General features: G+C 37.7%; 26 protein-coding genes. 12 read left to right on the top strand and 14 right to left on the bottom strand.

Going from position 1 to position 23926, the window contains the following annotated elements:
* The 10 genes from CXF89_RS12350 to CXF89_RS12315 all read left to right on the top strand — a co-directional run bounded on the left by CXF89_RS12350 (position 1) and on the right by CXF89_RS12315 (position 6491).
* Complete coding sequence (locus CXF89_RS12350) at positions 1 to 792, top strand: PRTRC system ThiF family protein (protein ID WP_121954761.1); 792 nt, start codon at positions 1 to 3, stop codon at positions 790 to 792.
* A gap of 23 nt (positions 793 to 815) precedes the next feature.
* A complete protein-coding gene (locus CXF89_RS21200; protein WP_180961405.1) occupies positions 816 to 992 on the top strand; it encodes a hypothetical protein in 177 nt (58 codons plus the stop codon).
* 111 nt (positions 993 to 1103) lie between these two features.
* Positions 1104 to 1535, top strand: a complete 432-nt coding sequence (locus CXF89_RS12345; protein WP_121954760.1) for a hypothetical protein — start codon at positions 1104 to 1106, stop codon at positions 1533 to 1535.
* An 11-nt stretch (positions 1536 to 1546) separates the two neighbouring features.
* Positions 1547 to 2344 carry a hypothetical protein gene (locus CXF89_RS12340; protein ID WP_121954759.1) on the top strand — a complete coding sequence of 266 codons (798 nt, stop codon included), beginning with the start codon at positions 1547 to 1549 and terminating at the stop codon, positions 2342 to 2344.
* A gap of 97 nt (positions 2345 to 2441) precedes the next feature.
* A complete protein-coding gene (locus CXF89_RS12335; protein WP_145990818.1) occupies positions 2442 to 2738 on the top strand; it encodes a hypothetical protein in 297 nt (98 codons plus the stop codon).
* A 77-nt stretch (positions 2739 to 2815) separates the two neighbouring features.
* A complete protein-coding gene (locus tag CXF89_RS12330) occupies positions 2816 to 3349 on the top strand; it encodes a single-stranded DNA-binding protein (RefSeq protein ID WP_121954757.1) in 534 nt (177 codons plus the stop codon).
* 433 nt (positions 3350 to 3782) lie between these two features.
* The gene (locus CXF89_RS12325) at positions 3783 to 5231 is read left to right on the top strand and encodes a hypothetical protein (RefSeq protein ID WP_121954756.1); all 1449 of its coding nucleotides are present in this window, start codon (positions 3783 to 3785) and stop codon (positions 5229 to 5231) included.
* Positions 5232 to 5374: 143 nt separating this feature from the next.
* The gene (locus CXF89_RS12320) at positions 5375 to 5806 is read left to right on the top strand and encodes a hypothetical protein (protein WP_121954755.1); all 432 of its coding nucleotides are present in this window, start codon (positions 5375 to 5377) and stop codon (positions 5804 to 5806) included.
* 304 nt (positions 5807 to 6110) lie between these two features.
* The gene (locus CXF89_RS21410) at positions 6111 to 6242 is read left to right on the top strand and encodes a hypothetical protein (protein ID WP_257983210.1); all 132 of its coding nucleotides are present in this window, start codon (positions 6111 to 6113) and stop codon (positions 6240 to 6242) included.
* A 48-nt stretch (positions 6243 to 6290) separates the two neighbouring features.
* Positions 6291 to 6491: a hypothetical protein gene (locus CXF89_RS12315; protein WP_145990817.1), complete on the top strand. Its 201-nt coding sequence runs from the start codon at positions 6291 to 6293 to the stop codon at positions 6489 to 6491.
* A gap of 221 nt (positions 6492 to 6712) precedes the next feature.
* Here the strand turns inward: CXF89_RS12315 and CXF89_RS12310 are convergent, their stop codons facing one another.
* The 14 genes from CXF89_RS12310 to CXF89_RS12245 form a co-directional block, all read right to left on the bottom strand.
* Entirely contained in the window at positions 6713 to 7687 is a 975-nt protein-coding gene (locus CXF89_RS12310; RefSeq protein WP_121954753.1) for a hypothetical protein, read from the bottom strand.
* Positions 7688 to 8166: 479 nt separating this feature from the next.
* Positions 8167 to 8607: a hypothetical protein gene (locus CXF89_RS12305; RefSeq protein WP_121954752.1), complete on the bottom strand. Its 441-nt coding sequence runs from the start codon at positions 8605 to 8607 to the stop codon at positions 8167 to 8169.
* Positions 8607 to 9965 (bottom strand): TraB/TrbI/VirB10 family type IV secretion system protein, encoded by a 1359-nt coding sequence (locus tag CXF89_RS12300; RefSeq protein WP_121954751.1) that lies wholly within the window; start codon positions 9963 to 9965, stop codon positions 8607 to 8609. Before CXF89_RS12300 ends, CXF89_RS12305 begins: the two co-directional genes overlap by 1 nt.
* Positions 9962 to 11029, bottom strand: coding sequence for a TraK domain-containing protein (locus tag CXF89_RS12295; protein WP_180961404.1), 1068 nt, complete (start codon positions 11027 to 11029; stop codon positions 9962 to 9964). The genes CXF89_RS12300 and CXF89_RS12295 overlap by 4 nt, the downstream gene beginning before the upstream one ends.
* 9 nt (positions 11030 to 11038) lie before the next feature.
* Entirely contained in the window at positions 11039 to 11689 is a 651-nt protein-coding gene (locus CXF89_RS12290) for a TraE/TraK family type IV conjugative transfer system protein (protein ID WP_121954749.1), read from the bottom strand.
* 11 nt (positions 11690 to 11700) lie between these two features.
* A complete protein-coding gene (traL, locus tag CXF89_RS12285) occupies positions 11701 to 12000 on the bottom strand; it encodes a type IV conjugative transfer system protein TraL (protein WP_180961403.1) in 300 nt (99 codons plus the stop codon).
* Between the two features lie 155 nt (positions 12001 to 12155).
* Complete coding sequence (locus tag CXF89_RS12280) at positions 12156 to 12500, bottom strand: hypothetical protein (RefSeq protein ID WP_121954747.1); 345 nt, start codon at positions 12498 to 12500, stop codon at positions 12156 to 12158.
* Between the two features lie 429 nt (positions 12501 to 12929).
* Positions 12930 to 13676: a S49 family peptidase gene (locus CXF89_RS12275; RefSeq protein WP_121954746.1), complete on the bottom strand. Its 747-nt coding sequence runs from the start codon at positions 13674 to 13676 to the stop codon at positions 12930 to 12932.
* Position 13677: 1 nt separating this feature from the next.
* Positions 13678 to 14328: a DUF4400 domain-containing protein gene (locus CXF89_RS12270; protein WP_121954745.1), complete on the bottom strand. Its 651-nt coding sequence runs from the start codon at positions 14326 to 14328 to the stop codon at positions 13678 to 13680.
* A complete protein-coding gene (locus tag CXF89_RS12265; RefSeq protein WP_121954744.1) occupies positions 14325 to 15413 on the bottom strand; it encodes a hypothetical protein in 1089 nt (362 codons plus the stop codon). Before CXF89_RS12265 ends, CXF89_RS12270 begins: the two co-directional genes overlap by 4 nt.
* Positions 15404 to 17425 carry a conjugative transfer system coupling protein TraD gene (gene traD, locus CXF89_RS12260; RefSeq protein WP_180961402.1) on the bottom strand — a complete coding sequence of 674 codons (2022 nt, stop codon included), beginning with the start codon at positions 17423 to 17425 and terminating at the stop codon, positions 15404 to 15406. Before traD ends, CXF89_RS12265 begins: the two co-directional genes overlap by 10 nt.
* Complete coding sequence (mobH, locus tag CXF89_RS12255) at positions 17418 to 20018, bottom strand: MobH family relaxase (protein ID WP_121954742.1); 2601 nt, start codon at positions 20016 to 20018, stop codon at positions 17418 to 17420. The genes traD and mobH overlap by 8 nt, the downstream gene beginning before the upstream one ends.
* Positions 20018 to 20767: a hypothetical protein gene (locus CXF89_RS12250; protein ID WP_121954741.1), complete on the bottom strand. Its 750-nt coding sequence runs from the start codon at positions 20765 to 20767 to the stop codon at positions 20018 to 20020. Before CXF89_RS12250 ends, mobH begins: the two co-directional genes overlap by 1 nt.
* Complete coding sequence (locus tag CXF89_RS12245) at positions 20757 to 21257, bottom strand: conjugative transfer protein MobI(A/C) (RefSeq protein ID WP_145990816.1); 501 nt, start codon at positions 21255 to 21257, stop codon at positions 20757 to 20759. The genes CXF89_RS12250 and CXF89_RS12245 overlap by 11 nt, the downstream gene beginning before the upstream one ends.
* A 1120-nt stretch (positions 21258 to 22377) precedes the next feature.
* Here CXF89_RS12245 and CXF89_RS12240 point away from each other — a divergent pair.
* Together CXF89_RS12240 and CXF89_RS12235 are read left to right on the top strand one after the other, a co-directional pair.
* Complete coding sequence (locus tag CXF89_RS12240) at positions 22378 to 23421, top strand: ParM/StbA family protein (RefSeq protein WP_121954739.1); 1044 nt, start codon at positions 22378 to 22380, stop codon at positions 23419 to 23421.
* A gap of 3 nt (positions 23422 to 23424) precedes the next feature.
* Positions 23425 to 23811, top strand: coding sequence for a hypothetical protein (locus CXF89_RS12235; RefSeq protein ID WP_121954738.1), 387 nt, complete (start codon positions 23425 to 23427; stop codon positions 23809 to 23811).
* The last annotated feature ends 115 nt before the right edge of the window (positions 23812 to 23926 follow it).

Here is a 23926-nt window from a genome sequence, read left to right as displayed (position 1 = left end):
ATGTATAAATCACCGCAATGGCTAACGAATAATGAATTTCAAAATAAAAAAACTAAAATTGTAATTATTGGTGCTGGTGGTACTGGCTCTGAGTTAATAAGCCAAATTTTCAAAATAAATTACACTTTAATGGAATTAGGTAGTGCTGGCCTAGACGTAACTTTAATTGACGATGATGTAGTTAGTCCCACTAATTTAGGGAGACAGTCGTTCTACCATTTTGATCTCGGTTTATCAAAAGCAAAGACACTCATTGACCGCTTTAATACGTTTGGTAACTTAAAGTGGAAGTATGTAGTTGAACGTATTACGCCCGATAATATAAACAAATATATTCCCAACAACTGTGTTGTTTTTACATGTGTTGATAACCCAATTGCGCGTGTCACCGTGGGTGAGCATTTAGAAAAAAGACAAAAAAGCGAAGTTTTATGGATTGATGGTGGGAACAGCAGAGCAGATGGACAAGTTGTGCTTGGCTCATATGAACAGAGAAAAGATTTACCATTCAGTCGCTTACCTTCTGTTTTTGACTTATATGGTGGGCAACTAAAAACACAAGAGTATATTGAGACAGAAAGCTGTTCACACGTTGAAGCTATGAGATCACAAACGCTCGGTATAAACAATGCAATAGCATTACAAATGACCCAGCTATTTTGGCAATTAATCCGTGAAGGTGAAATTATGGCGCATGGCGCAATGGTAGATTTAAAATCTTTTACCGTGAATGCCTTGCCAATCGACCCTGAAATCTGGACAATGTTTGGGTTCACCGATAAGGGCTGTTAATTTTGTGGTGAAAGGAGTACACAATGAATAGTTATAGTTTTATTTTCCTCTGTAAGCAAAGTGGTACAGATATTCGTAAAACAGTTGCAGCTAAAGGGGGATGTGTTGGTTTTGCTCTGGAACTGGCATCAAAAGAGGCGGTTTCAGAGTTTGGTACAAATAATATTTATTTAGAATCATTTTCATTCAGTAACTTATAAACTCACCTAGATAGGTGTTCCGTATTTAAATTTAGCCCATTCCCAATCAGTAGCGTGATTATCTTATTCTGGCAAACTTAACTCATATTCAATCTAGTTAGGTTTGTCATTATGAAAATAGATACTTACCAAGAGCGCCTTGCTCGTATTAAAACCATTCCAGACTTACACAATGAAGTCGCTGACGCAAAGCGTACAAGCATGAAAGTTCGATTACATGCTAAGAGCCGCATACCGCTAGAACATCGTCACAGTACCGCCCTGTTGAAAATGTACCCTGAACTAAACGCGCTTTATTCAAAAGCTAAAGCGGTAGAGCAGAAACTTCAAATTAATTTTCTACGCATTAAAGCTAACTTACGTGAAGGCGACATAAGCGACCCTATACCTAAAAATGCAATTTGCCACATTAGGCGTAAAGCGCGTAGCTATTTTCATGTTTTAGGCAAACTTCCTAGTGCAGTCACTTTTGAGGGTTGTGAATACAAAAGTAATTCGTTCATGGCTTTTGTAAGCGATATTTCAACCACCAGCTATCAATAGAGGATTACCCAATGCTTGCCATTAAAACACCAAAAGAAATGAAAATATCACTCCTGCAATTGGCTAATATCTTACTGCATAGAGACTTTACAAAGTTGCTCTTGAATAATAACCATCGCTTTGAGCAATTCCCTTTCGTGAGTGAGCTGGTGGAACGCGAGTCATTAAATGCGCTGGCAGAATTAAAGGTAGTGGCCAAAAGCGTAAGTGAACGCAGTGAATTTAGAAAAGCGGTATCGTTAAGTGATAAAGATTACATTATCAGCATAATCACTCAAGCATCGGCAGCTATCAATACACTCGCTGATTCAATGTGTCCAGACCCAGTAACAAAGCAATTATCTTCCTTTTCAGTACGCAAAGATGAAACATTTTTAGAAAAAGCGTCTCAGTTCTTTGGTACTGACTTTGGGTTGAGTGTGAGTTCTTCAATCAGTATTTGCACAAGTGGGTATGAGGCAAGAGACAACTACAATGTACCTTCACTCTATTACTTTATAGGCTCTTATTTAAAGCTTAGGCAGACAACTAGCTATACAACGCATAGCACCATTTCAGAGGGCTTAATAAATCACGTATTACTGCGAGGCCGTGACTACTTACTTAATGGCCACCCTACCGATGTGTTTGCACATGATGTTTCAAATATAACGACCGCTAAAGAAAACGGTGTACAGGGTATTTACTTGCATGATGAGGCGCTTATTACTAAAGCATCTACGAAGGGCGCTGCAAAGCCAGAAGGTAATTATTCAACCTATTATGATTTCTCTGAGCTTAGTCAAACCCGCTTTGAGGTAGTGGGATAAATTTAGGGAGGGTGTTTTTACCCTCTCTATTTTTTTCACTTTCCTTCAATAAAGGTAAAACTACGTTAAATTATTTTGTACTTAGAGAGATAAATAAATGAATGTTTTAAATTATGTATATCGATTTGTAAGATTTTTTATTGCAGCAACCTGTTTAACGGTCATTCTAACTGCGTCAATTATGTTTATCTGGTTATCTATCCTTCCACCAGTGCATATTCCAACGGATGCTAATGCCGCTATTAGCGAAACTCAGTACGTTTTTGCTGTCTTTAAAGAGAGTGTTAAATATGCATTGTTACTTATTAGCCTGTATTTCATAACAGAACGCTGTCTATTAAATGCGGAAAACAAATCAGCGTCATTCCAGCAATTCAAAAAGGCCAGTAAATAAATCTAGGTTAGTAGCCATAAATATAATTGATGTTTTAATGTACAAATACACCAACAAACTTTAAAGAGAATTTTATTATGTTCAATCAAATGCTAGTTCTAGGTAATTTATTCCAAGACCCGATTATTCGTTATACAACACAAGGTACAGCTATCGTTAATATTCGTATCGGTACAAATACATATTACAAAAGCGATGGTGTTAATAAGCAAAAAACTGAAAGTCATGATGTGTTTTTTACAGGTTCAGTGGCGGAAAATATAAATACATACCTCAAAAAAGGGAGCTTGGTGTTTGTACTCGGTGAGCAAAGCACTTCTATTGAGAATCATTCAGTGAAAGGTAAAGTTTATCATAAACAGATTAAAGGCCACACTATCAAGTTTTTAGATGGTAAAAAGAAAGACCATGCTTACACCGATAACAATGCAAACGAACGTGACGATCAACACCTAGATATTAAACCTGCACCAGCTACTCATATCGAATATCAACAGAAAAGCGCGGGAGTTCAGCAGCAGCAAGAACTACACAAGAGCGCCCCAAAACCTAACAATCAATATCAGGCAATGCATGGCGAAGGCTTTGCACCTAACTCAGATTTTGAGTAAAACCATCAAAGAGTGCCACTGAGCACTCTTTTTTCATTTTTATATCTAATACCTACCGGCGACCCGAATTTAGCCCTGTATCGTTCCCTTACTAGTTTACCCCCCAATAATATATTGGCGAACAAGGGTTATTTATAAAGAGAATAATTTCCCTTGTTCTTGTGTTGAAATACTCATTTTACACATTGAATTAAAAGGAATGTTGTGTAAAATGAAGATCTGCTCTAAGGGTTTGAGCAGAAAAAACTTTTAGTTTTGGTGTCGCGCCAGTTTTGAATTGGTTACTCTCCACTGGTGCGCCATTTCCCCATCTATTCTATATCAAATATCAAACATTTAAATTTACACACCCCTTTTTAGGCATCTCTATTTTTTAACTTCCTAGATTAAAAACGTTTTAATACGCTTATACATCTCATAAGCGGAATAAATAATGTTAAAGAAGTTAATCTACACGAGCCTACTGGCTGCAATCTCATTTAGCGCACTGAGTATTGAGCAAAACGAAATCACAGACCTACAGCAAAAAGCCAGTGTGGGTGATACTTCAGCCCAACTTTTACTTGGCCAGTTAATGCTAACAAAGCAAGTGAATGTCGCAGGTGATTTAACCGAAAAAGGGTCGGAATTAATACTACGCGCAGCTAGATCAGGTAATCCAAAAGCACAATTCATGGTTGGCGTGTTGTATGAAAAAGGTGTTCTCGGTCAGGTAGACTTAGAGAAAGCCTATATCGCTTACCAAGATGCGGCTAATAATGGGTATGTAAAGTCGTTAGTTAACATGGCCTATATTAAAGAACAGCAAAATGACTTGATTGAAGCTCGAAATTTGTATTCTCAAGCGGGTGAAAAAGGGGATGCACTTGGCTACCTAAATCTATACATTTTAGAAAAGCGTGAAGGGAAAATAAAACAAGCTGAAAAAGCGCTTATCGCAGCCGCTCAAGCGGGAAATGATACCGCGCAATACATCTATGCCTCAGAATTATTAAAACTTGATACAGAACAACCGTTGAATGATGCCTCTCCTGCTATTTTGTGGCTTAAAGTAGCTGCCAAACATGGTAATACAGACGCAATGACTGATTTAGTATCACTCTATGACAGAGGAACATTCATCAGTGCAGATCACCCTTTCATAGAATCAATTCTGATTAAGTTACATTCAGAGGGCGACAATAACGCATCGTTCACCCTGGCAAAGTATTACATCAATTATTACAAGTCGTACAGCAAGGCGTGGCCACTACTAACACAGGCTATTTCAAATGATGTCGATGGAGCGTTACCTTACAAAAACTTGATACTTGATTCAAAAAAAGTAATAACGACCGAAAAAGATATTTATGTAGCATCAATCGCGCAGGAAAACGCCCTTCCCCCAGTCCTAGTTAAAAGCGGTGCTCGTTTCAATGTTGTAGATGAACTTCAAAACGGCAGTGTTTTTGTTGTTGAAGATGAACTAGGTGTTTATGGCTTTGCAGAGCAATCTTTATTAAATGCTGCGCGAGTCAATGAAGATATTCGACCAATGGCCATTCCTGCCCCTGTTGCCATTGAAACTGACTTGATTGATATAAAGTCACAGAGCGAAACTGAAACCAGTGAAAATGATGTTTTAGAGTTACAGAATGACATTGAAATTGATGAAGAGGTTAAAGTTCAGCCAATGGATCGAAATATTCAAAAGGTCGTTGCAGTTATTAATCGACCTGTTAACTTTAGAGAGAATGCACACCCACAAAGCAATGTTATCGGAAGTTTAGATGTTGGTGATGAGGTTGCTTTAATTGGTTTGGATGATTGGGGTTGGGCGCAGGTGGTGCATGATGGCACTGCTGGTTTTGTTATGTCACGAGCCCTTGATTATGACGACTAAATTTAAGTGCACGCTATTATACAATTTCAGCCAGTATCGTCGTTTTACAATTGAGGAAGCGAATCACACATTCACTTCCTGATTATTAAATTAAAATTATTCTGCAACAACGAGTTACCAGCAATTATTACAAGAGAATTAGAATGGAAAAAGTACAGAGTAAAGTTGAGAGCTTAATAGCTCAACCAATCAAAGAATCGTTCCAAAGTAATAGAAGCGCTAATATAGGTTTTGCATGTTCTAATGGTGTTCAGGTACAAATAGCTAGACCCACTTCATGTGAGTGCTGTGGCGAACCAGTTAATGTTTTTAATGTCCGTGATGCACACCATCCAGTTGATAATAAAAGCTCTATCTTTCACCGGGTAATATATTGTTCTAGGACAGATGCTTATCATCAAGATATATACATCGTTTTTAGTTATCTATTGGGTGCTAAGCTGCACTACTTAAATAAAAACAATGAATTAAGTTTGCCATTAATGTCTTTTTCATTGCCGATCGGTAAAGCAATTACCTTCAACGCTTTAAAAGGCCTAAACGCACTTAAGCGTAAGTTAGAATTTAATAACTAACATTTACCGTTAAACTTATTCAAATGCGCTGAACAGCGCATTTTTTTTGCCTATTACTACATTATTGCTCAGGGCATAAAAGGGTATGTTCTTGCCTGGTATTCTTTGCCGGTCGTTTCAATAATCCAGATTACTCCTTGTTTCCATTCATAACTCAATAAGCTTGCCTACATAGCTTAGTTAGCCAAATTGCATATCCTTTATCTGCCATCGAATGCCTATAAGTAACCATTGTTCAATCAGTAGCCCAAATTTCCAATGTTGATATTATTATCACATCAACTAACGACAGGCATCTAATCAAATGGAATCAATTTTCAATAAACGTTTACTTGAGGCACAAAAGCAACTTGGTTTAGTCAAAGGGTCTAGCCAAGAATTAATTAAATCTATTAAAGCAAAGTCTGAACGCTTTGCTAAACCAACAGTTCATTAGGAGTCTTTTATGATTATTTTTATCGTAATTTTAATGGGTGTGTTTTTCTTGATTACTACTAGCTCATCAATGTTTGCTGATACTGCTACTGATGAGCAAATGCGAGAAGTAGGTGTGTTGTTACCTAATCAAGATAATCATGAGGATGACGATTTATTGTTAATGTTTGATGCCACTTTACCTACAGATTATTATTCAGATCCAAATAATCTAGTAGTAATGTCTATTAGTGATAGTGATGAATTTTAATAGTTAAATTAGATGCTGGGCTAAAAAACCAGCTCTAATAAATTTATTTAAGTATGTGTGATAAAACTTCCCCCAATTAATTGCTCTAAAAATAACAGCCCTCAACTTTAGTAGCATTAATTAATAATTAAACTCATATTTATGGATTGGTTTTGTCTGAAATTGGGGCTTTTTTGAGAGATTCTTGCTGGCAGAGCAGCCGTGTGCTTTCATCTAGTGAATTATTGGTGACTTTCTTTAAGTAGTGTTATTAACAGCTCGTAGTAAGGGGGGGAGGCTTTCTCAATATAGGGATGTTCTTGTTTTATGTTTTCTTCTAATTCATAAATTTTAAACGCAGGCACATTAAATTGTACAACTAACCGGTTAAACACCTGTAGTGGATTTGCCCCTGGTTTTTGTTCGCTCCCAACTCCCTTTTGTTTCTTTTTAATTAGCGACGTTACCTTTTCTTTCATCTCGCGTATATCGTCAGGAACATTGAATTCATTTTTAAGACGGGCCTTAAATGCTTTTAAGCTATGGCTGTCGTGTTCTTGTATGGCCGCATTACTTTGCGCGCGTAAATGCTCCATTCTATTTGATTTATTTACATCAAATCCATTTTTAATATCGTGCTTATTTTGTGAGTGTATTAGCTTCTTAACGGTTTTTTTATTGATACCAAGTGATGCAAATAACTCAGGGGTGATGAAGATACGCATACTTTGATAGCGCTTTAGTTTAACGCTGTAATTCTGTTGTAGCATGACCAGCCCTGCAGCTGCTAAATCCTTTAATGCATTAATTACAGGGTTGTAGTTTTCACGACCATGGCGGTATTTGGCTGTTGGCTCTGATATGTGAAGTTGATTAACCATTTTGGCCAAAGCTTTAATGGACATTTTAATTTCAAACAGGGAGTCGGAATAGGGTTTGTATGAGGCACAGTAAACTAACGCCTTCATCGTTTCGCGAAGGGTTTGCTCTCTTTCTATTCGCATACGGTTAGTTCGCGCCGCTAGTGCGATGGTACTGAAACCAAGATTTAGCATGCCACCAGCGTATCGCGCTTTGTTTAAGAACGTATTAAGTTTGAAATCATGCATTTCAATACGAGCAATAAGCAGCTTAGCAATTGGATTTTTAGCTTTAAAATCGAAATGCGGAGTCAAATGCCTATGCACAGAGCGACCTGTTATTACAGTGTCGCTCATGGTCTGATGCTACGATCAGATAGAGTAATTTTCATAAAAAAACACTTATAACTTAAATTTTAGCCAAAAAAGCCCTTGACCTTATTTTTATGTAGTTATAAGCTTGTCCTAAGTTACGTGGGACTTACCAGTTGGCGCTGGTTGCTTACAACATTACATAAATATAAAACCTTCCTAGAACCGACTTTATGTCGGTTTTTATTTTTCTATTGCTTAGCAATGTTACTTTATTGTTAGTTTTTCGTTGTGCTTAGCCTTATCTATATGTTAATTATTCAATTATTTATCGAATTTCGATCAAAGGATACTTCGCTTAAATAGTTAGATCAAGATAATTCACAAATGATGATCACTTTTTTATGCTTAATTGTACCCTTTTCTAATCAGTAGCCTAAAAAATAGAAATACGTATTATGTCTCTCAAGGGTTAGGCCGAGTATCCAACACTACTCTCCGTTGGGTATTTGGCCTTTTTAAATCTACCCTTGAAGCGCTTCTAACTCCTTTATCATTCTGTCTGTTTCCTTCTTTGCCTGCTCGATTATTTCATCTCGAAACTTAACTATATTTATACCTTTATCTTTAGCCATTGCGTTTATATCGCTTACGCGCAGGTCTTTAAATTGCTTGTCTGTAGGCGCAGTTATTGTTTGATTACTATCAATAATTAATACTCCCTCATCCTCCATCATTTTTATTAATAGCGCGAAAGCCTCCATTGACTCCGCTTGTGTGTTTCCATCCCGCATAAACTTATCAATTAATCGCTTACCATTTAATGCGATCACTTGAGATGATTTTTTACTTACTTGTTGCTGCAGCTGTGCTATTTGTTTTGTCTGTTGGTAAGTTTTAACGCTTACCAACAATAAAATAGCAATGCTGGTGGCTAAAATTAGTTTTGTTAAATAACCGGCCATTATTTTAGGTCCTTAATATCATCCTGGTTCAATTGTAAGGTCATTCCCTTCTGAACTAAGAAATCCACTTCAATACCTGCTGGAATCTCTATAACAGGCCACATAGCCTCAGCAATTGCTAAGTAATATGAAGCTACACGTTCCATGGCGCTACTTGCACCTTCCATTATTCCTGCTCCAGCGTACTGGTTTAGGTTTTGGCTTTGCCATACTGTTGATGCAGAAAGCTCAGTATTAATCGAAGGTACTTGCTGCGGCGCAGCAGCACTTGCAAAACCTGATAAAAAGCCTGCTTTGATAGAGTTGCCTATCGCTTTACCACTACGCTCGATTACCGTGCCACGTATACCGGTTAGACCATCTGAACTAGACACAGCATAAGCCGTTAATGATTTTTCAATGGCTTGGCCATCATTGGTAATACATGAAATTGCTTCTGCTCGGATTTCAACACGTTCGCTTGCTAGGTTACCAATACCTGCACCAAGGACCATACACTCACGTATATCGAGTGAGAAAAAGTTAGGCATAATCGCTTCGCGTTTTACACGAAGTAAAATAGGGATTGGTGTATCTTGTGAACCTACTTTGGTTGGCGCCGCAACACCATTTATTAATGTGCCCGATAATATTGAGCCCATTGCTAATGTAAATTCACCTTTATCACCCTTTGCTGATGGGTTTCTTTCGTCATTACTTTTAGCAATTTGCCCTTCACGACTATCGTCTATATTTTGACTATCATTCGTCAAACGCTGAACTTTAATATCACTTATTGTTACTTCACCAGAGCGCTGCACTTCACGTATACTGCGTTGAGTAATTGTTCTAATAACGTTGCCTTTAATTTGCGGTGATTGCGTTATTATCTCGGTTTGTGGTCTATATAGTACATTTTGGTTTTGTTGATCTGCTTGGTAACTGACTGGCTCACCTTGTACTTGAAACTGTCTGTTAGGCAACTTAGTGCTTATATCAATTGGTTTTGTGTTCGTAGCGTTCTTCCTTTTTAGCTCAAACATCTCATTTTGCATTTGCTGCATTGAAAGTTTCAATTGCTCAAGGTTTTCAGCGTCTTTATTGTATTTAGCCTCCATCTCACGCTCTTTATCGGCTAAACGTACTTTCATTTCATCAACAATACCTTCTGCTTCTTGTTGATCCATTGTACCTAGTGTGTCAGATAGGCCCAGAATTGATGTTACAGACTGACTTTCAACCTGCTGTTCACTCATCGTGTCATCTGTAAAAAGTGATCCACCAACAAACCAAAGAATAACCAGAAATATGATTCCTAGAATGCCCTTGCGTAACCATGGATTGTCTTCAATATAGGTTTTTATCTTTTCCTGCATCATTCACCTGCCCCCATTGTTAAGCGTGGTCTAGTCTGACCATATGAGTCTGCACTTGCCTTTTTCAGTTTACGAATAATATAAATCTCTGTTTCTTCCCCAGGTTGTAAGTAAGACTTTGGATATAGCGCAACCGATGTAACTCCATCATTAAGACACATCTCTTCACGTACTTGGTAAACTCGATCGCTATCATTGTGCACAAGAACTACATCAATAAAGTCTTGGCTTCCACTTAATCTTTGACCCGCTTCATGATATATAGCTATACGGCACGGATGCTTTAGGTAATTTGGTATATCGTTCGTTATTGAGTATCCTGATGGTGTCTTACCTTGCGCTATCGGTTTCAATATAGAAACAATACCCTTTTGATAACTTGATGAACGCAGCACAGGTGCGTTTTGTGCTTCAAGAGTTGCTTTATCAATCTTTTTTTGTTTTTCCATATCGTTAAAATGATTAAGCGCTTTCAATTTCATTTCAGCTGGCATATCTATATCAATATCAACCATGGCTGGTGGTGAAGCCATTGGCACTAAGACGATAGAAATTTCAGATTCAATAACGCCGTCTTCAGATAGTAATAAACTAATTGGTTGCATTGTTCTTAACGTCACATACAAGTGGCCATCTTCAACCTCAAGCAAAGCTTGCTCTGCGTTTGCACTCGTTTTAACAGATAAACTTCTAAAGTTCGTGCGTATGGCGTTACTAAATCCCTGCCCGACAGGAATAACAATGTTTCTTCCCGGCTTTAGGTTATACGATTGTTCAGGTTTAAAACTTTGCTTCACCTTTTGTAAGAAGTCACGTTCATTACTACTTTTAGTTGCATGAGCGCTCGACGTTGCACTATTGGCTTCACTAGGTACAAAGCTATTAGTTGCAGCGCGCAGCTCAGCGGCACCAGTGTAAGCAGGTTGACCCGCCGGTGTTGCATTCATCGGTTTTCTACCAAAGTTTGTTTGTATTGGTATGTCTAACCCTTCGTCTTGTGCATAGACTGCCGGCATTAAGCTCAGTGATAAACAGATAGATGTTGTTATTTTATTTATTAATTTCATTTTCATTCCTTAATCGTCACTTATGACTTTTTTAAGCTCAGCAGTTAACATTGGGTTTTCTTCAACCAGATATTCAACATCACGGTTCTTTGGCAGACCTTTGTATGAGTTAAAGTGTGTAATAGCAGCGCGTTCAGAGAAAGGTTTAATTCTGAACTCATACGTCCATCTTTGAGGTAAGTTGCTATTATTGGCAGTGGCTTTTAGTTTGATAGTTCTGTCACCCCAGATCCAAACCAAGTCCTTTACAGGGTCGTAAATAGCATCTTTGATAACAAAGGTTTGCTCTGCATCTCTTGCTATTAAAATCTGAACCTCTTTTTTTAGAGAGGGTAATATTTGCTGCCGTAAGTAAGGTGAAAGCATGCTATCCAGTTGATTCAATACAAAGTCAGCATTGTCCTTCGATAGATTTCCTGCTATCGATGCTGCCGCAACTGCCCATCGTAATTTATACTCTTTATTAGCTACATTACCTGCAATGACTAAGGGTTTGGTGAAATTGGGTGGCGTAGCGATTACTTCAGTGTCTTTAAAAGCCAATGCGCAGGCTAATACCCCTGCAATACCAAGCAGACCGAATTGTATTATTGTGTTTTTAGTTTTACTCGTTTGAATCTCACTAACGGATTTTAAAACTTTGCTTTCACTTCTTTTCATATAAACAGTTCCTATTGAAAATATTCTCGACTATATGGGTCAGGTATATATTTACTTGTTTTCAAAAAAGGCAAAGCACCATGCCACCATAGGAAGTGAAGGATAAAACCTCTTGAGTAACGTTCTTCGGTGTATTTCAATGTAAAAAACCAAATTAAACCAAAGGTAAGTAGTTCCATTGGTTTGTTGATCAATATGCCAAATCCAAAACACATGATGGGCATTAGCACATAATGCATTGGCCACAATATGAGAGTAAGTGGCTCATTAATGCGTTTTGGCATTCTGTATTGAAAAGGATTATCTGACATTTGTTTGTCCTTCATTAAAATCTATTCGCTATTATTTACCGTTAACAGACGAATGCATAAAATTAGAGAGGGTGTATTTGATACCTCTAATTATTTAGATCAAAAAAAAAGGCTCAAAATGAGCCTTTTTTCTAGGAGGGAAACTAAGTTAGTTATTAAAGGCCTGGGATACCAGCAGTAAAGATTAAATCTAATACTGAACCAGCATTTACCATTAATACTGCACCAAGGAATGCACCAGCAGCCATAGTATAGTTTTGTTGTGTAATGTTATAAACAGAGTAACCAAATGCTAATAGCGAAATTGTCTTACCCGGAATACCTTTTATCCAACCATCAAACGTTGTATATATCGAGTTCCATTCAGTACCACTACCTGCAGCAAGTGCTAGTGATGAAAACACGACACATGCTATAGCTAGTGCTAATAAAATGTATTTAGTTTTTTTAGATGTTTTAACGTTATTCATAGTTTCGATGTTTGCGATTGCTATACTCATGGTTATCTCCGATTAATGAGTGTTTTTAATTCAAAGTGATTATTCACTGTAATTTATTCATTTTAAAATTTTAGAGCGTACTAAAATGGCCCCTCTAAACTATGCTAATGTTTAAGGGACACATTAATGTGTTCCTAGTCCTTCTCAGCAAAATCATTATTACTTTTAATTTTGCTTATTTTAAATTTTACAGAGGGTTAAAATCGCACCTCTAAAGTATACATTTATAGAATTCCACCTATTAGGCGACTAATGCTGAAACCTTGAGCGCTAACTGACTTAGCTTCTTGAGTCTCTGTTATCTCCATTAATTCATTTTCAACTTCTATTGTGCTACTTATTCCATCTATGAAACCTTTTGACTTTGCATCTTCACCAAGCCACACCATTCCATTAAACAGTTCAGCATCGTTTTCCAGCTTGTCTTTTCTAGCCTGATGAAACGAAATTCGTGTGCATTGGCATCATTAATGAGTCTCTTAATAGTTGTTCATCTTCAACTTTGAGCTTTTTAAATGGGTCAATGATTACCTTTTTATCCACGGATGTTAAAATTTGTTTCTTAACCCCCAATTTTTCAGCTAGACCGGTTAAATCCCATGAGTCCATTCGCACTCCAATAGAGCCGACCATAGAACTTTTGTGGGCATATATTTTATCTACAGGCGATATAGCTTGGTAACACGCAGAGGCACAAATGGCTTGAATGCTCACATAGAGTGGCTTTCGTTCAGCTAACGGTTTATCTGTGTAACTTTTTATAAATGAATAGGCTGTTTCTCCTTGAACGGGCGAACCACCACCAGAATTAACAATTAGCATTATTGCACTCGCCCTTTCGTCTCTATCTGCGCGTTGTATTTCTTTCGCCAAATTGTAGCCAGAGCCGCCACCAGCATCTGTCATCTCACCCTCAAGCATTATTTGCGCTACATACTTAGGCTTATTTATTTCTAATGTGTCTGTCTTCCAGTTTATTAATATGGCTGTTAAAAACCCTCCAAATATAATGAATGTTTTAAAAACCTGTGAAAATGCATAAGCTTTTGCTACTGGTCCTAATTTAGATTCAACAGTTGTAGTTAACTCTGATATGGCCTGCGTTAAATTTTCAGGTGGTACTCTAACTTGCTTAACTTTTTTTCTTTTAAATTTGCTTAGTAAATTTGTAATCATTTTAACTTGTACCTTTATGGAAATTACGGATTATTCCTGAAATCAATAGGGCAATACCTATCAAATAAATAAATGGAAAATAGGGCAACACTCCTCCTACAAAATTCGGCGCTAACATAAAAAATGTAAATAAACAGAATGAAATCCAAATGATTTTTATATATAAACGCACCAGATTAGGTTTAGCCCCACCAAATCTATATGCGTTTGCTTTGTGCCTGTTCACAGAACCGTAAATTAAAGCTAAACAAAGTGGAAGTGACACAAACAACCAATACTTAAACATCATTATTCGCAAAGCGATTTGATACGCTAGTATCTGCCCGTTTATTGCTAGTCTTTCTTGGAATGTACTCCCTATGACACCATCCCATTCAGTGTCCTTTTCAGGCATTAACTTTGATAAAAACCATTTGTATAGCCCACTCCCATTTACCCATTTATCTTGTAAAAAGAGGGTTTGGTTATGCAATACGTTCCAATCATTTTCTGAAATCGCCCCTTTGATTTGATATGACTCTTGCAGTACATTCGTATTATATTCGTCAGGGTCAGTTAACAACAGCATGAGTAGCATAGCTGCCACCGAAAGTGAGCACAGCAGTAATAATATTTCTAAACGCGTATGCTTACTTGTAATTGCAGTCTTCATAGTGCATCCCCCCAAAATACTGCCTGCGTTTTGCCTGTGGCGGGTACTCCCCAAATACTTAAATCAATACGATTAAATACCAATAGATTGAAAATTAAATATAGTTTTTTATTCGTCTCTTTCGTTGGGGTATGCAAGGTTATTAAATTGTGCTTTGGGTGTTTATTTGTCCATGCACGCAAGCTTTCTTTAGTCCAATCCCAAACCTCATTTTCACATTGAATTTCCATGCAACATAATTGAGTTAATTGATTAGAAATATATTCACAAAAAACTAAATACGCAGCCGATTGTCCTTGTATTTCAGCCTTTGCATAATATGCGCTCAATGATGATGTAATGATGGATATGTAAGTAGGTGCGCCACTATTGAATATATCAATGTTGCCCATGTACTCTTTGACCTTGTTACATATTTTTACTACTGCCGGGTTGATGGTATCTATCAACGACAATTGTATTTTAATATTTGAATCGCCGATTGAATCAACCAATTGCGCTTTCTTTGTTAGTGATTTATTTTTAACTGCATGCATGAATTTTAAAATTGATTCAGCGTCAAAGAATTTATTTAAAATGAGTAGTCCTACTTCATCTTTGCGTAGGTACTCTAGCTTTACGTTAAGTTCCGTCGTTGAAATTGACTCAAAGTTATTGTTTTCAATCCACGAATATAAACTTTCTTTCGTAAAATCCCACGTTAATGAGGCTGACAATCGCTGGCCTCTTGGCCTGCCCGACACTTTTGCGTAAATGATAGGGTATAGGTTTTCGGATACTGCCAGAATTAGAGTTTCAATTTTTGAATTTACAAGATTGTCTACAACACCGTTCATAATGAGGCTAAATACCTGTTCTTTGTATATCTTGTTTTGTAAACCAACATACAGCGCTAGGTTTCTCGCCACTTCCAATACAGTTTCGTTATCACTGCATAACTTTAAAAACTTATCCTGATTTTTTATATTTAGTCGCGCTCGTATCTCATTTTTAGATGATTGCTTTTCAATGTCATTCAGTGAAAGCCATGTTTTTTGCGCAGTTAAACCCTTAAAGTTTTCAATTCGCCACTTATCTATAACCATTTGGCTCGCTCCTCTGGGTTGCTGTTAATTACAATTGGTAACCTCATTTTAAGTTTACGGCCATCTGCTAACCGCGCTATATATTGAAGCTTGGGTAAATCGCCCATTAATCCCATTGGAAATGAATCATCCATCTCTTTAGCTGAACGCTCACCATGCATTGAGTTGAAGGCAAATATACTTTCGCTACTTGATGCACCAGATGAACTTTGATTTTGAACTTTTGTAATTGCTGTCTTTGAAAATTGCGCAGCAACATACTCTTGGGTCTTTGGATCAGTTGTTCTAAATGAAATGAAGTTATTACATAAACCTAAAACCCTGTTTGCTGTAGGCTCATCGGTTTTAGCTGCAATATCGCTTATTGTTTGTGTAGCAAGGTAAAGCTCGATTGATGATGCACGACCAACAGCAAGGAGGTTTAATAAGCTGTCATTATTTTCAAGTGCGGCATGTGCTTCATCTAAGAAAACAGCAACTCGTGATGCTTTCTTGTCGTTATTGTTATAACGGCGACCAGACACGGCGGCAATCTCAGCCATAATTAAACGCGCTAAAAAACCTGCCGTTTTATTATCAGTCATTGAATCTAAACTTATATACAGACACCCCCCTTTTTCCATGAGGTTATCTAAATCTACTATTCTTCGCTTATCTTCACTTTCGGGATCATCAATAGGGGAAAACAAATCATCCATTGGCTTTGACGTTAGCGCCGTTAATACAGGGCGTAACGATGTGATCATCTTTATAAAATGCTCAGAAGGATGTTCTATTAATTGAATAATACCCAATATAGCCGCGTTCTCATGCGACTCACTTAAACGAGCTTTATAGTATTCGCTCATTACTTGCCAAGCTTCTACACCTTTTTTAAGGTACTCAGCCATATTAAGCTTTGTTTCGTACTCCGGCCCTAGTGTCCTTTCGTAAAACACACGTAACACTTTTTCACAGAACGGTATTTTCCCTGAAGACAACGCTTTTTGGATGGATGTTAAGCGAATAGGTGTGCCAATGTACTCCATGCCTGCAGCGACAAATGTTATTTGTTCATAGGCGAAGTCTTCAAAGGTTTTGCTGCCCCCTGAAGTTCCCATTAGTGGTGCTACTCTGTCAGCAATTTCTGAGACGCGTACAAAGTTCTTTAGTAGCGGTATACGACAAGAGTCACTTTGTGCTGCTGGATGCACACTGAAAAACCTATCGCCATAGCCTAAGTGCTCCATTTCCTGCTTGATAGACTCTTTCCAGTCAGTGTCGTTTTTTGGATCGATAACGACGATTACTTTGCTGTTATTTTTTGTTTTGTCGCCTTGTTTTATCTTGTTTTGTTGGCCATTTATATTGAAGCGAGCTGAACTTTCTTTAGCACCCATATGTATAGCGTTTAGGCTAAGCAAGCGTAATAGAGTTGTTTTGCCTGTACCTATATTTCCTGATATGAGTGTGTGCCCGAAATATGTATCTTCCACAACCTTTATTTCTGTTTCATCGCCTACGGCATGGATAAAGGGTTTTCCACCAAGCTCTTCAGTTTCATGCTGAAATTCGTCGGTTGCTTTACGTAGAAAAAATGGCAGCTTTATATCCGTTAATTTTGAGTCCATATTCATAACTTGATAAATACGATTGGCATGTTCTGAACCCCATTCGAACCCATACCCCATAAAGTTATGTCTTGGGTCAACAAATTTGTCATTCGTTATTCTTGGTTCAAGCGAGTTGATTTCTCGTAATTTTTTACAATCCATAAACTCTTTTCTATTGAGTTTTAGTTTTAACTGACGCTCTATTAATGGTTTTGCTTTCATAGCATACAAATAACTTCCACCAGCTAGTATGCCAGCAATACCAAATGAAACGGTTGCTCCTGGTTGGAATGCTCCTAAAGTCATAAACGGAGTTGTTATGGCACCAATGCCATAAGCTATTGCTGTGTTTACTTCATAGATAGGTCGAAATAGAAACTCAACGTATCGTCCATCTGTTCTATTGTACTTGCTACTCACTGAACACCTCTGTATTTGATACATCTTGTATGTGGACTTGTATGGAAAAGGAACTCATGTCGTTAATTTTTACGTCATGTTTATAGCGCGCTTTCATTGATTGGATTAGTTTGCTTATTCGTATCCCCTTTATAAAAGATGGGTTTGAATCGCTAACTAACGCTACTTCTTTTAATATAATGTTTATGTGTTCTGGACCACCAGCCACCTTAATTTTGTGAGCTAGCAAAATTTTGCCAAGACTTCCTTTGATGCTTGTTGTTGTGAATTCAAACTCTGTTAGGTCGGTTGAAGGAAAACTAGATTTATCTTTACCGGCAGTATCTTTTTCCTTAATAGTCATACTCTTTGCTTTAGATGAATTGGCATTAAAACTTTTTTTTGTTTCTGAACTGCTTTTAACAGCGCCAGTTAACGAGGACTGACCTAAAGGTGTTAGTTCAAAGCAAACGACAGACTTCGCTTTTTGACGCCGAACAAGTGTTGCAAGGGATGAGCTACCTAGTTTTTGCCTTATAAAACCTTTGCTTAATAGCTCTTGTCCAGCTTCGATTTGATTAGTGTTGTAGGCTTCAACGTACTTATTTACGTCTACGTACCATTTATTATTGATTTGCAAAACATAGTCGTGGGATATAGGTTTTTCTATCTCCAAAGCTGGTGGTATTGCCTGTTCAGTTTTTTCTGCAGGTGCAGCCTGTTCAGTTTTTTCTGCAGGTGCAGCCTGTTCAGTTTTTTCTGCAGGTGCAGCCTGTTCAGTTTTTTCTGCAGGTGCAGCCTGCTCAGTTCTTTCCGCAGGTGAAGCCTGCTCAGTTCTTTCAGCAGGTGAAGTCAGTTCAGTTTGTACTACAGAGGTATCGGTGTCGTTCTCAAATAGAATTGGTGTAACATTCGCCTTCTCCGGTTTTTTAGGCTTTGGCATTTTCTTCTTTTTGGCCGTGGCTTGATTTTTGCCCCCGGTATTTACTTCACCTTTAGGCGGTACTGTTTTTTCTGTTTTGGCGGTACTGGTTTTTTCCTCAACATCGTTTACACCAGTGTTAACTGAAACGGTTTGTTTAGTCGTGCTAATGTTAACTTTGTCATGTAATTCGTTCGTACCTTCAATTATCGTCTCTTTTTCTTCGCTAAGCGCTGCAGTGTCAAAGCTTAGCTCTGTAAAGCTTCCATCTTCTTTCGTAATGAAATATTTATTTGATCCACTTAGGTAAAGCAAACCTTCTAAGTTTGGGTGCACTGGGTCAGAATCATATATCCACTCTCGATACACCACTTTGATCAACTCAATCCAACTAATGCTGATTGTTTTGTCAATGATGTTGATCACATCTTGTTCAGTGAACTTGCCTATAGCAAATAGCGCAAAGCGATTTTCTTTATCGAATGGCTCTACTATTCTGAAATCTTCCATCATTCCTAATAGTGACTTGGTATCATTTGGCAGAGCATCGAAGTGGTTAGCGCGTGCAGCTTTGAGGATTCCATCAAACGCTGATTGCCAACGAATAAAAACACAATCTCCAATTACAAAAGCATGACTTTTTTCGGTATTAAAATTCCATTTACTTTTAAGACTTCGCATCGTATCGACAATAGACATCATTCTGGATTTTTTTAAGGTACCAAAAGCCGAAGTTGCCATTGTTTTGACATCTTTAGCCGTGGACACTGAATCTCCAAAACGAATTGCAGTGGCAAGGTATCCATTGATATGAGCATATCCGTTGAGTGCAGACGTTAGATTGCTATATAAGTCATCTGGGGAGTCCATAATGAACTCTAATCCCTCTCCTTTTAATATGTGAGGTAACAGAGTTGCACCTGAAGATACGTGTTCCTTGTGTACACGAGAAGCCCTAAAGTGGACAAAATATCGTTCGACTTTATTGCGGGTAGCCCATTCAATTAAAGTTTCAATTTGTGGTATCCAAGGCTTAATTGGTTTCCCACAACTCGCGATTGGTACACTTATATTTTTTTTATCATCAAAAATTGTATACGCACTTACCTGCATATCAGTCAAAATTTTACCTGTATCATGTAAAAGCGCCCCAACCCACGCTGCATACATGTAACGGACTCGACGTTGTGCATCTAAGTCCACTTTGCCCACGGTCGGAGGCAATTGATTGTCTGCCTTACGTAAAGCGATTAAAGCTGCATCTAGCGAGTGCCGAAATAATCCACCTGGTTGTGAATGGTGGTGGTATTCAGATGCAGGAAGCATGTGAACATATTCGGCCAACTTGCGAATTACACTCAAATAACGCGCGCCAAAAAGATTAACACCATCCTCAGTAGTTCTATGAAACCCAATATCTACGTGTTGCTCAAGCGCTATAATTTGGTCCTTATAGCGCTTTAAAATGGCATCTACACAAAAAACACTCAGACCATTTACTTTGGGTGGGTAAAATTGAGCTTCAGCATCGTGTACCGGCCTGTTATAAATATCCAAATAAATTTCTCCACTTACATTGGTCTGTAGGTGGATGGGCTTAGGTTTATCGTTAAGCACTTCTACGTCACCGGAAACCGGCTTGGTAGAAGTGGATATACCAAATAGCATTTTCATGGTGGATACAAATGACATTAGGCTACCTTTCTTTCACTATCTTCATTCTTAGCTTTAACAATTAATACTAATTGTTCTTCAGTCAGTATTGTTTTTGCTACCTCATAAGGAATGTCACACAGCTGAAGCATGTTAAATTGTGGATCACGTAAAAACTCCAAATAGTAACGCGGATTAAATTGGCCACCTTCACGTTTACCCGGCGAAGTCACTTTCATTATTCTGTCAGTAACACCAGTAACAATTGCTGCTGCCTGTTTGCAAGCTTGCTCATACTCAAGATCATCTAAAGCACCAAACATAAATAATTTTTCAATTGCGTTTAGCTCTTTGTCCACGGCAACAATTAACTGAGTAATTGTGAGTCCTACTGGGTGCGAAACTTCAAATTGCATGGCGTAGTTGTCTGGAGTATTAATTATAAAGTCACCCATAACTGGTAAACTTTTCTCACGCTCTACTCGGTGCTCATGAAGTGTATCCAACTGAGCTTGAGCAAGATTTAAATTAATATCTCTATGCCACTCACTTATTCTTGTGTACGCAACGCTTGAGGTTTTTGCCATGCGTAGAATTGCGGCTAAGCGCTCGAATGCATTTAAAATTTTATGCTCGTTAAGCTTTAAATATGAATGCGTGTGGTCTGTTTCATAGTTAATCGTGGTAGTGATTGTTTTCATTTTACCAGCATGCTTTGTTGTGGCTCTTTGCGCCTGGTTATTCTTTACATGTTCAGCTGATATTGAATTTTCAGTTTTATTCTGCATTTTGGATCTCCTTAGTTTCTAAAGTTATTGTGTTGTTTAGTAGCTTTAAGCTTTGATGAATCATATTTATAAGTGTGATAATTGGCTCTGCTTCAATTAGAAATTCATCAATTAATTTAACTTCCCAGCTTTCAGCGTTTTTCACTAACTGGAATCGACTTGTGGTGCCATCTTTATTCCGCTTGAGTTCTTTTGCGTAGCGAAGCGTCTGCTTATTGCTTTTAGCAACATTCAGCCTTGCCCAACTGTTTTCGTAAATTCGCCACCTGAGTGTTACTCGGTTGTGGTTTTTGGTTTTGTATATGCGAATGCTCGGTGCAACCTTGCCGACTTTATCGGTTCGGTCTGGATTAGCGGCTTGACTTATGATTTGTCTATTCATGTCTCGCCAAGCACACCAATATCCATCCACTAACGAATCAAGCTTTAAAGCTAGGTCGTCCTTTTTATCAGTTAAATACTGCCGTACTTCAAATGCATCTTGGTTCACTTTTTTAAACTCTTGTTTCTGTCTTGTTGTTATTTTCGCGTAATTATCTTTAAGAGAAAAAAAATACAGAGGGTATAAATGCATGCTGTAAATTTCGAGCACCTTCCGGTGAGGTTTTCTTTTACTATTGATGCCCTAAAATCTAATTGAGGGCAGTTTTATCAAACTGCCCCTAAACGGGCGGTTTTGCCAAAGCTGCCCTCAATTAATAAGGGGGGAATTAAGTTTTAGAGATTTGTTTATTTCGTGTTTTATTTGGTAAGTTAAGATTGATTTGGGAAATGCCCGCAATGGGCGTTTTGATTGAAGTCTTAATTAATTGAGGGCGCTTTTAATTATTTTTATCAGTTTAATTTAATATTCTGCCCTATAAATGGGCGCAAAAAATATCTCTCCCTATTAATTGTGGGCGGTTTCTTTTTTTTGTTGATTTACTATTTTGTAAACTTTAATTTTGAGAAGCATGAAATTTAGAGTATTTCCCCTAAATAAATAGAGTTGCGCCATTGTGGGTAGGTTCTGGGGGAATGCACTATTAATTGAGGGTAGTTTTAATGAATTTATATGTTTTAGACTAGGGGTAATGCCCTAAAAATGGGCGTCAAAAAAATCTCACCCTATTAATTGAGGGCGGTTTTGGACTTTATATTTTTATCGTTCATCATCTCAATCACAATGCTGGATATACCAATAAAGGAGAAATGAAGCTCATTTTGTTAAAGCGTTAATGCATTTAATAAGAAGGAAAGATTAAATGCATTAACGCTGTTCATAGGTAAAAGCAGCATGTGAACAATATGTTGTTTACTTATCCTTAATCCCTACGCATTGCCATGCGGTGCCGTTTTTGTGCCGCTTTCATGCCACTTGCCTATAAGCGATTGACATATCCAATACCATAAATTGCGCATTGCCATATTTCGCCGCTTTCATGCCGGTTTTGTGCCCATTTTGTTCTGTGGCTTTGTATTGACTGTGTTTTTTGTTTTCGCCCACTCAAAATAGCTAATAAGTTCCATAATAAAAGCTTAGAGGTGCCATTTTGGGGTGCTCTAATATTTAAAGCTTTTAATTACTGGGTGTATTCTCTGCCTGAACTATAAATATAGGAGTGTAGAGAATGGCTAAGAAGATAGTGAGAGCTGCTGAGGTTGGGTTCGGAACAGTAAGTTTTACTGTGTCGGGTGACGATAAGCCAGTGATAAAAACGTTTAGCTCTTCTGTTGGGCGAATTAATGAGAGCCGAATTGGGCAAGCCGATATGGGGATTGGTAAGCGTGAAACGGTAGAAGTAGATATTGATGGCGACATTTTTGAAGTTGGGCCTGATGCTTATTTAAGTGCTCAAGATTCTGATGATGTTTTAAGTGATCATTATGTTGGTTCCAAACAATATAAAGCATTATTAAAAGGCAGTCTTTCTCTAATGCATGATCGTGTTATTGATTTGCTTGTTGTTGGCCTACCAGTTAATCATTGGTCCAAAAAAAATGAGCTTATAAAGCTAACTGAAGGTGTGCATGATTTCAAAGGCGGTAAGCAACGAATAGTTAAAAAGACTATGGTGTTGCCACAACCTGTTGCTGGATTAGTCTCTTATGCCACAAGTCTACCTAAACAAGAGTTTGAAAAAAACTTTAAAACAGCAAACGTTGTTTGTATCGATGCCGGATACTTAACACTAGATGTATGTACATCTCGTGGACTAACCCCAATAGAAAAAAGAAGTGGTGCAACTGAGAACGGCTTTTCAACTGTGTTGAATGAAATAATACCGACCCTATCAAAAGCTTTTTCATTAACTAACAACCTATCAAGACGCTTAGTGGATGATGCTTTCTGGAAAACAAATGGAAAGCTAAAGGTTAGAGGTTACGAATATCCATTCCCAATCTGCAAAAAAGAAGATAATGATCTTGGTATTGAATATGACGTAACGGGTAATATAAATAGTTCTACAAGTACGGCTGCAAACTATGTAAGAAACATTGTAGGTAGCGGTGATGACATTGATTATTTTGTTTTATTCGGTGGACCTATTAAAACGTTTGAACCCGCTATTAGAGCGCAATACCCACATCACAAAATGATTGTACTAGAAAATAATTTAACTACCGTTGTTGAGGGGTTGTTCTACGCAGGCAAACAAGTCGTTAGAGGTTAACCTATGAGTAGTATAATTAAAGTAACAGCGAGAATAAAAAGAGAAAGTAAACTTGGGATTCATTTGGTCAATGATTCTCAGTTAACTGGCTACCCTAATGAGTTAATTAGATTAGCCATTCAAGGTTTGTTATTTGAGAGTCTAGTTAATAATGGGGGCGAGGTAAAATTATCAGTTAACCAACCGAATCACCCTTTGGTTAGCAGTAGTTTGAACAAAGCCTCTAATGCTGTAGAAAAAACTCAAAGTGAGCCTGTAGATAAAACCCAAAGTGAGCCTGTAAAACAAGTTGAGGAAGATGAAGACCAACTTGACCTCGTACCTTACTTGGGTAGATACATTGACGATTCTGATTTTAATTTTACAGATTCAAATGGAAATCCCGATTAAATAACTGCTCATCCAATCCTTTAGGATGGGCATTTTATAAAGGGCTTTGAATAAAAAAATGTGATTTAAATTTTTTTTATTTTAAATGTTTTAAGTTAATGTCTCATTAAGTATT

It is taken from the genome of Pseudoalteromonas sp. MelDa3 (genome assembly GCF_002863625.1).
Taxonomy (GTDB): Bacteria; Pseudomonadota; Gammaproteobacteria; order Enterobacterales; family Alteromonadaceae; genus Pseudoalteromonas; species Pseudoalteromonas arctica.
Note: the sequence above shows the minus strand (reverse complement) of the source record. Positions and strands in the feature narration are given on the sequence as shown.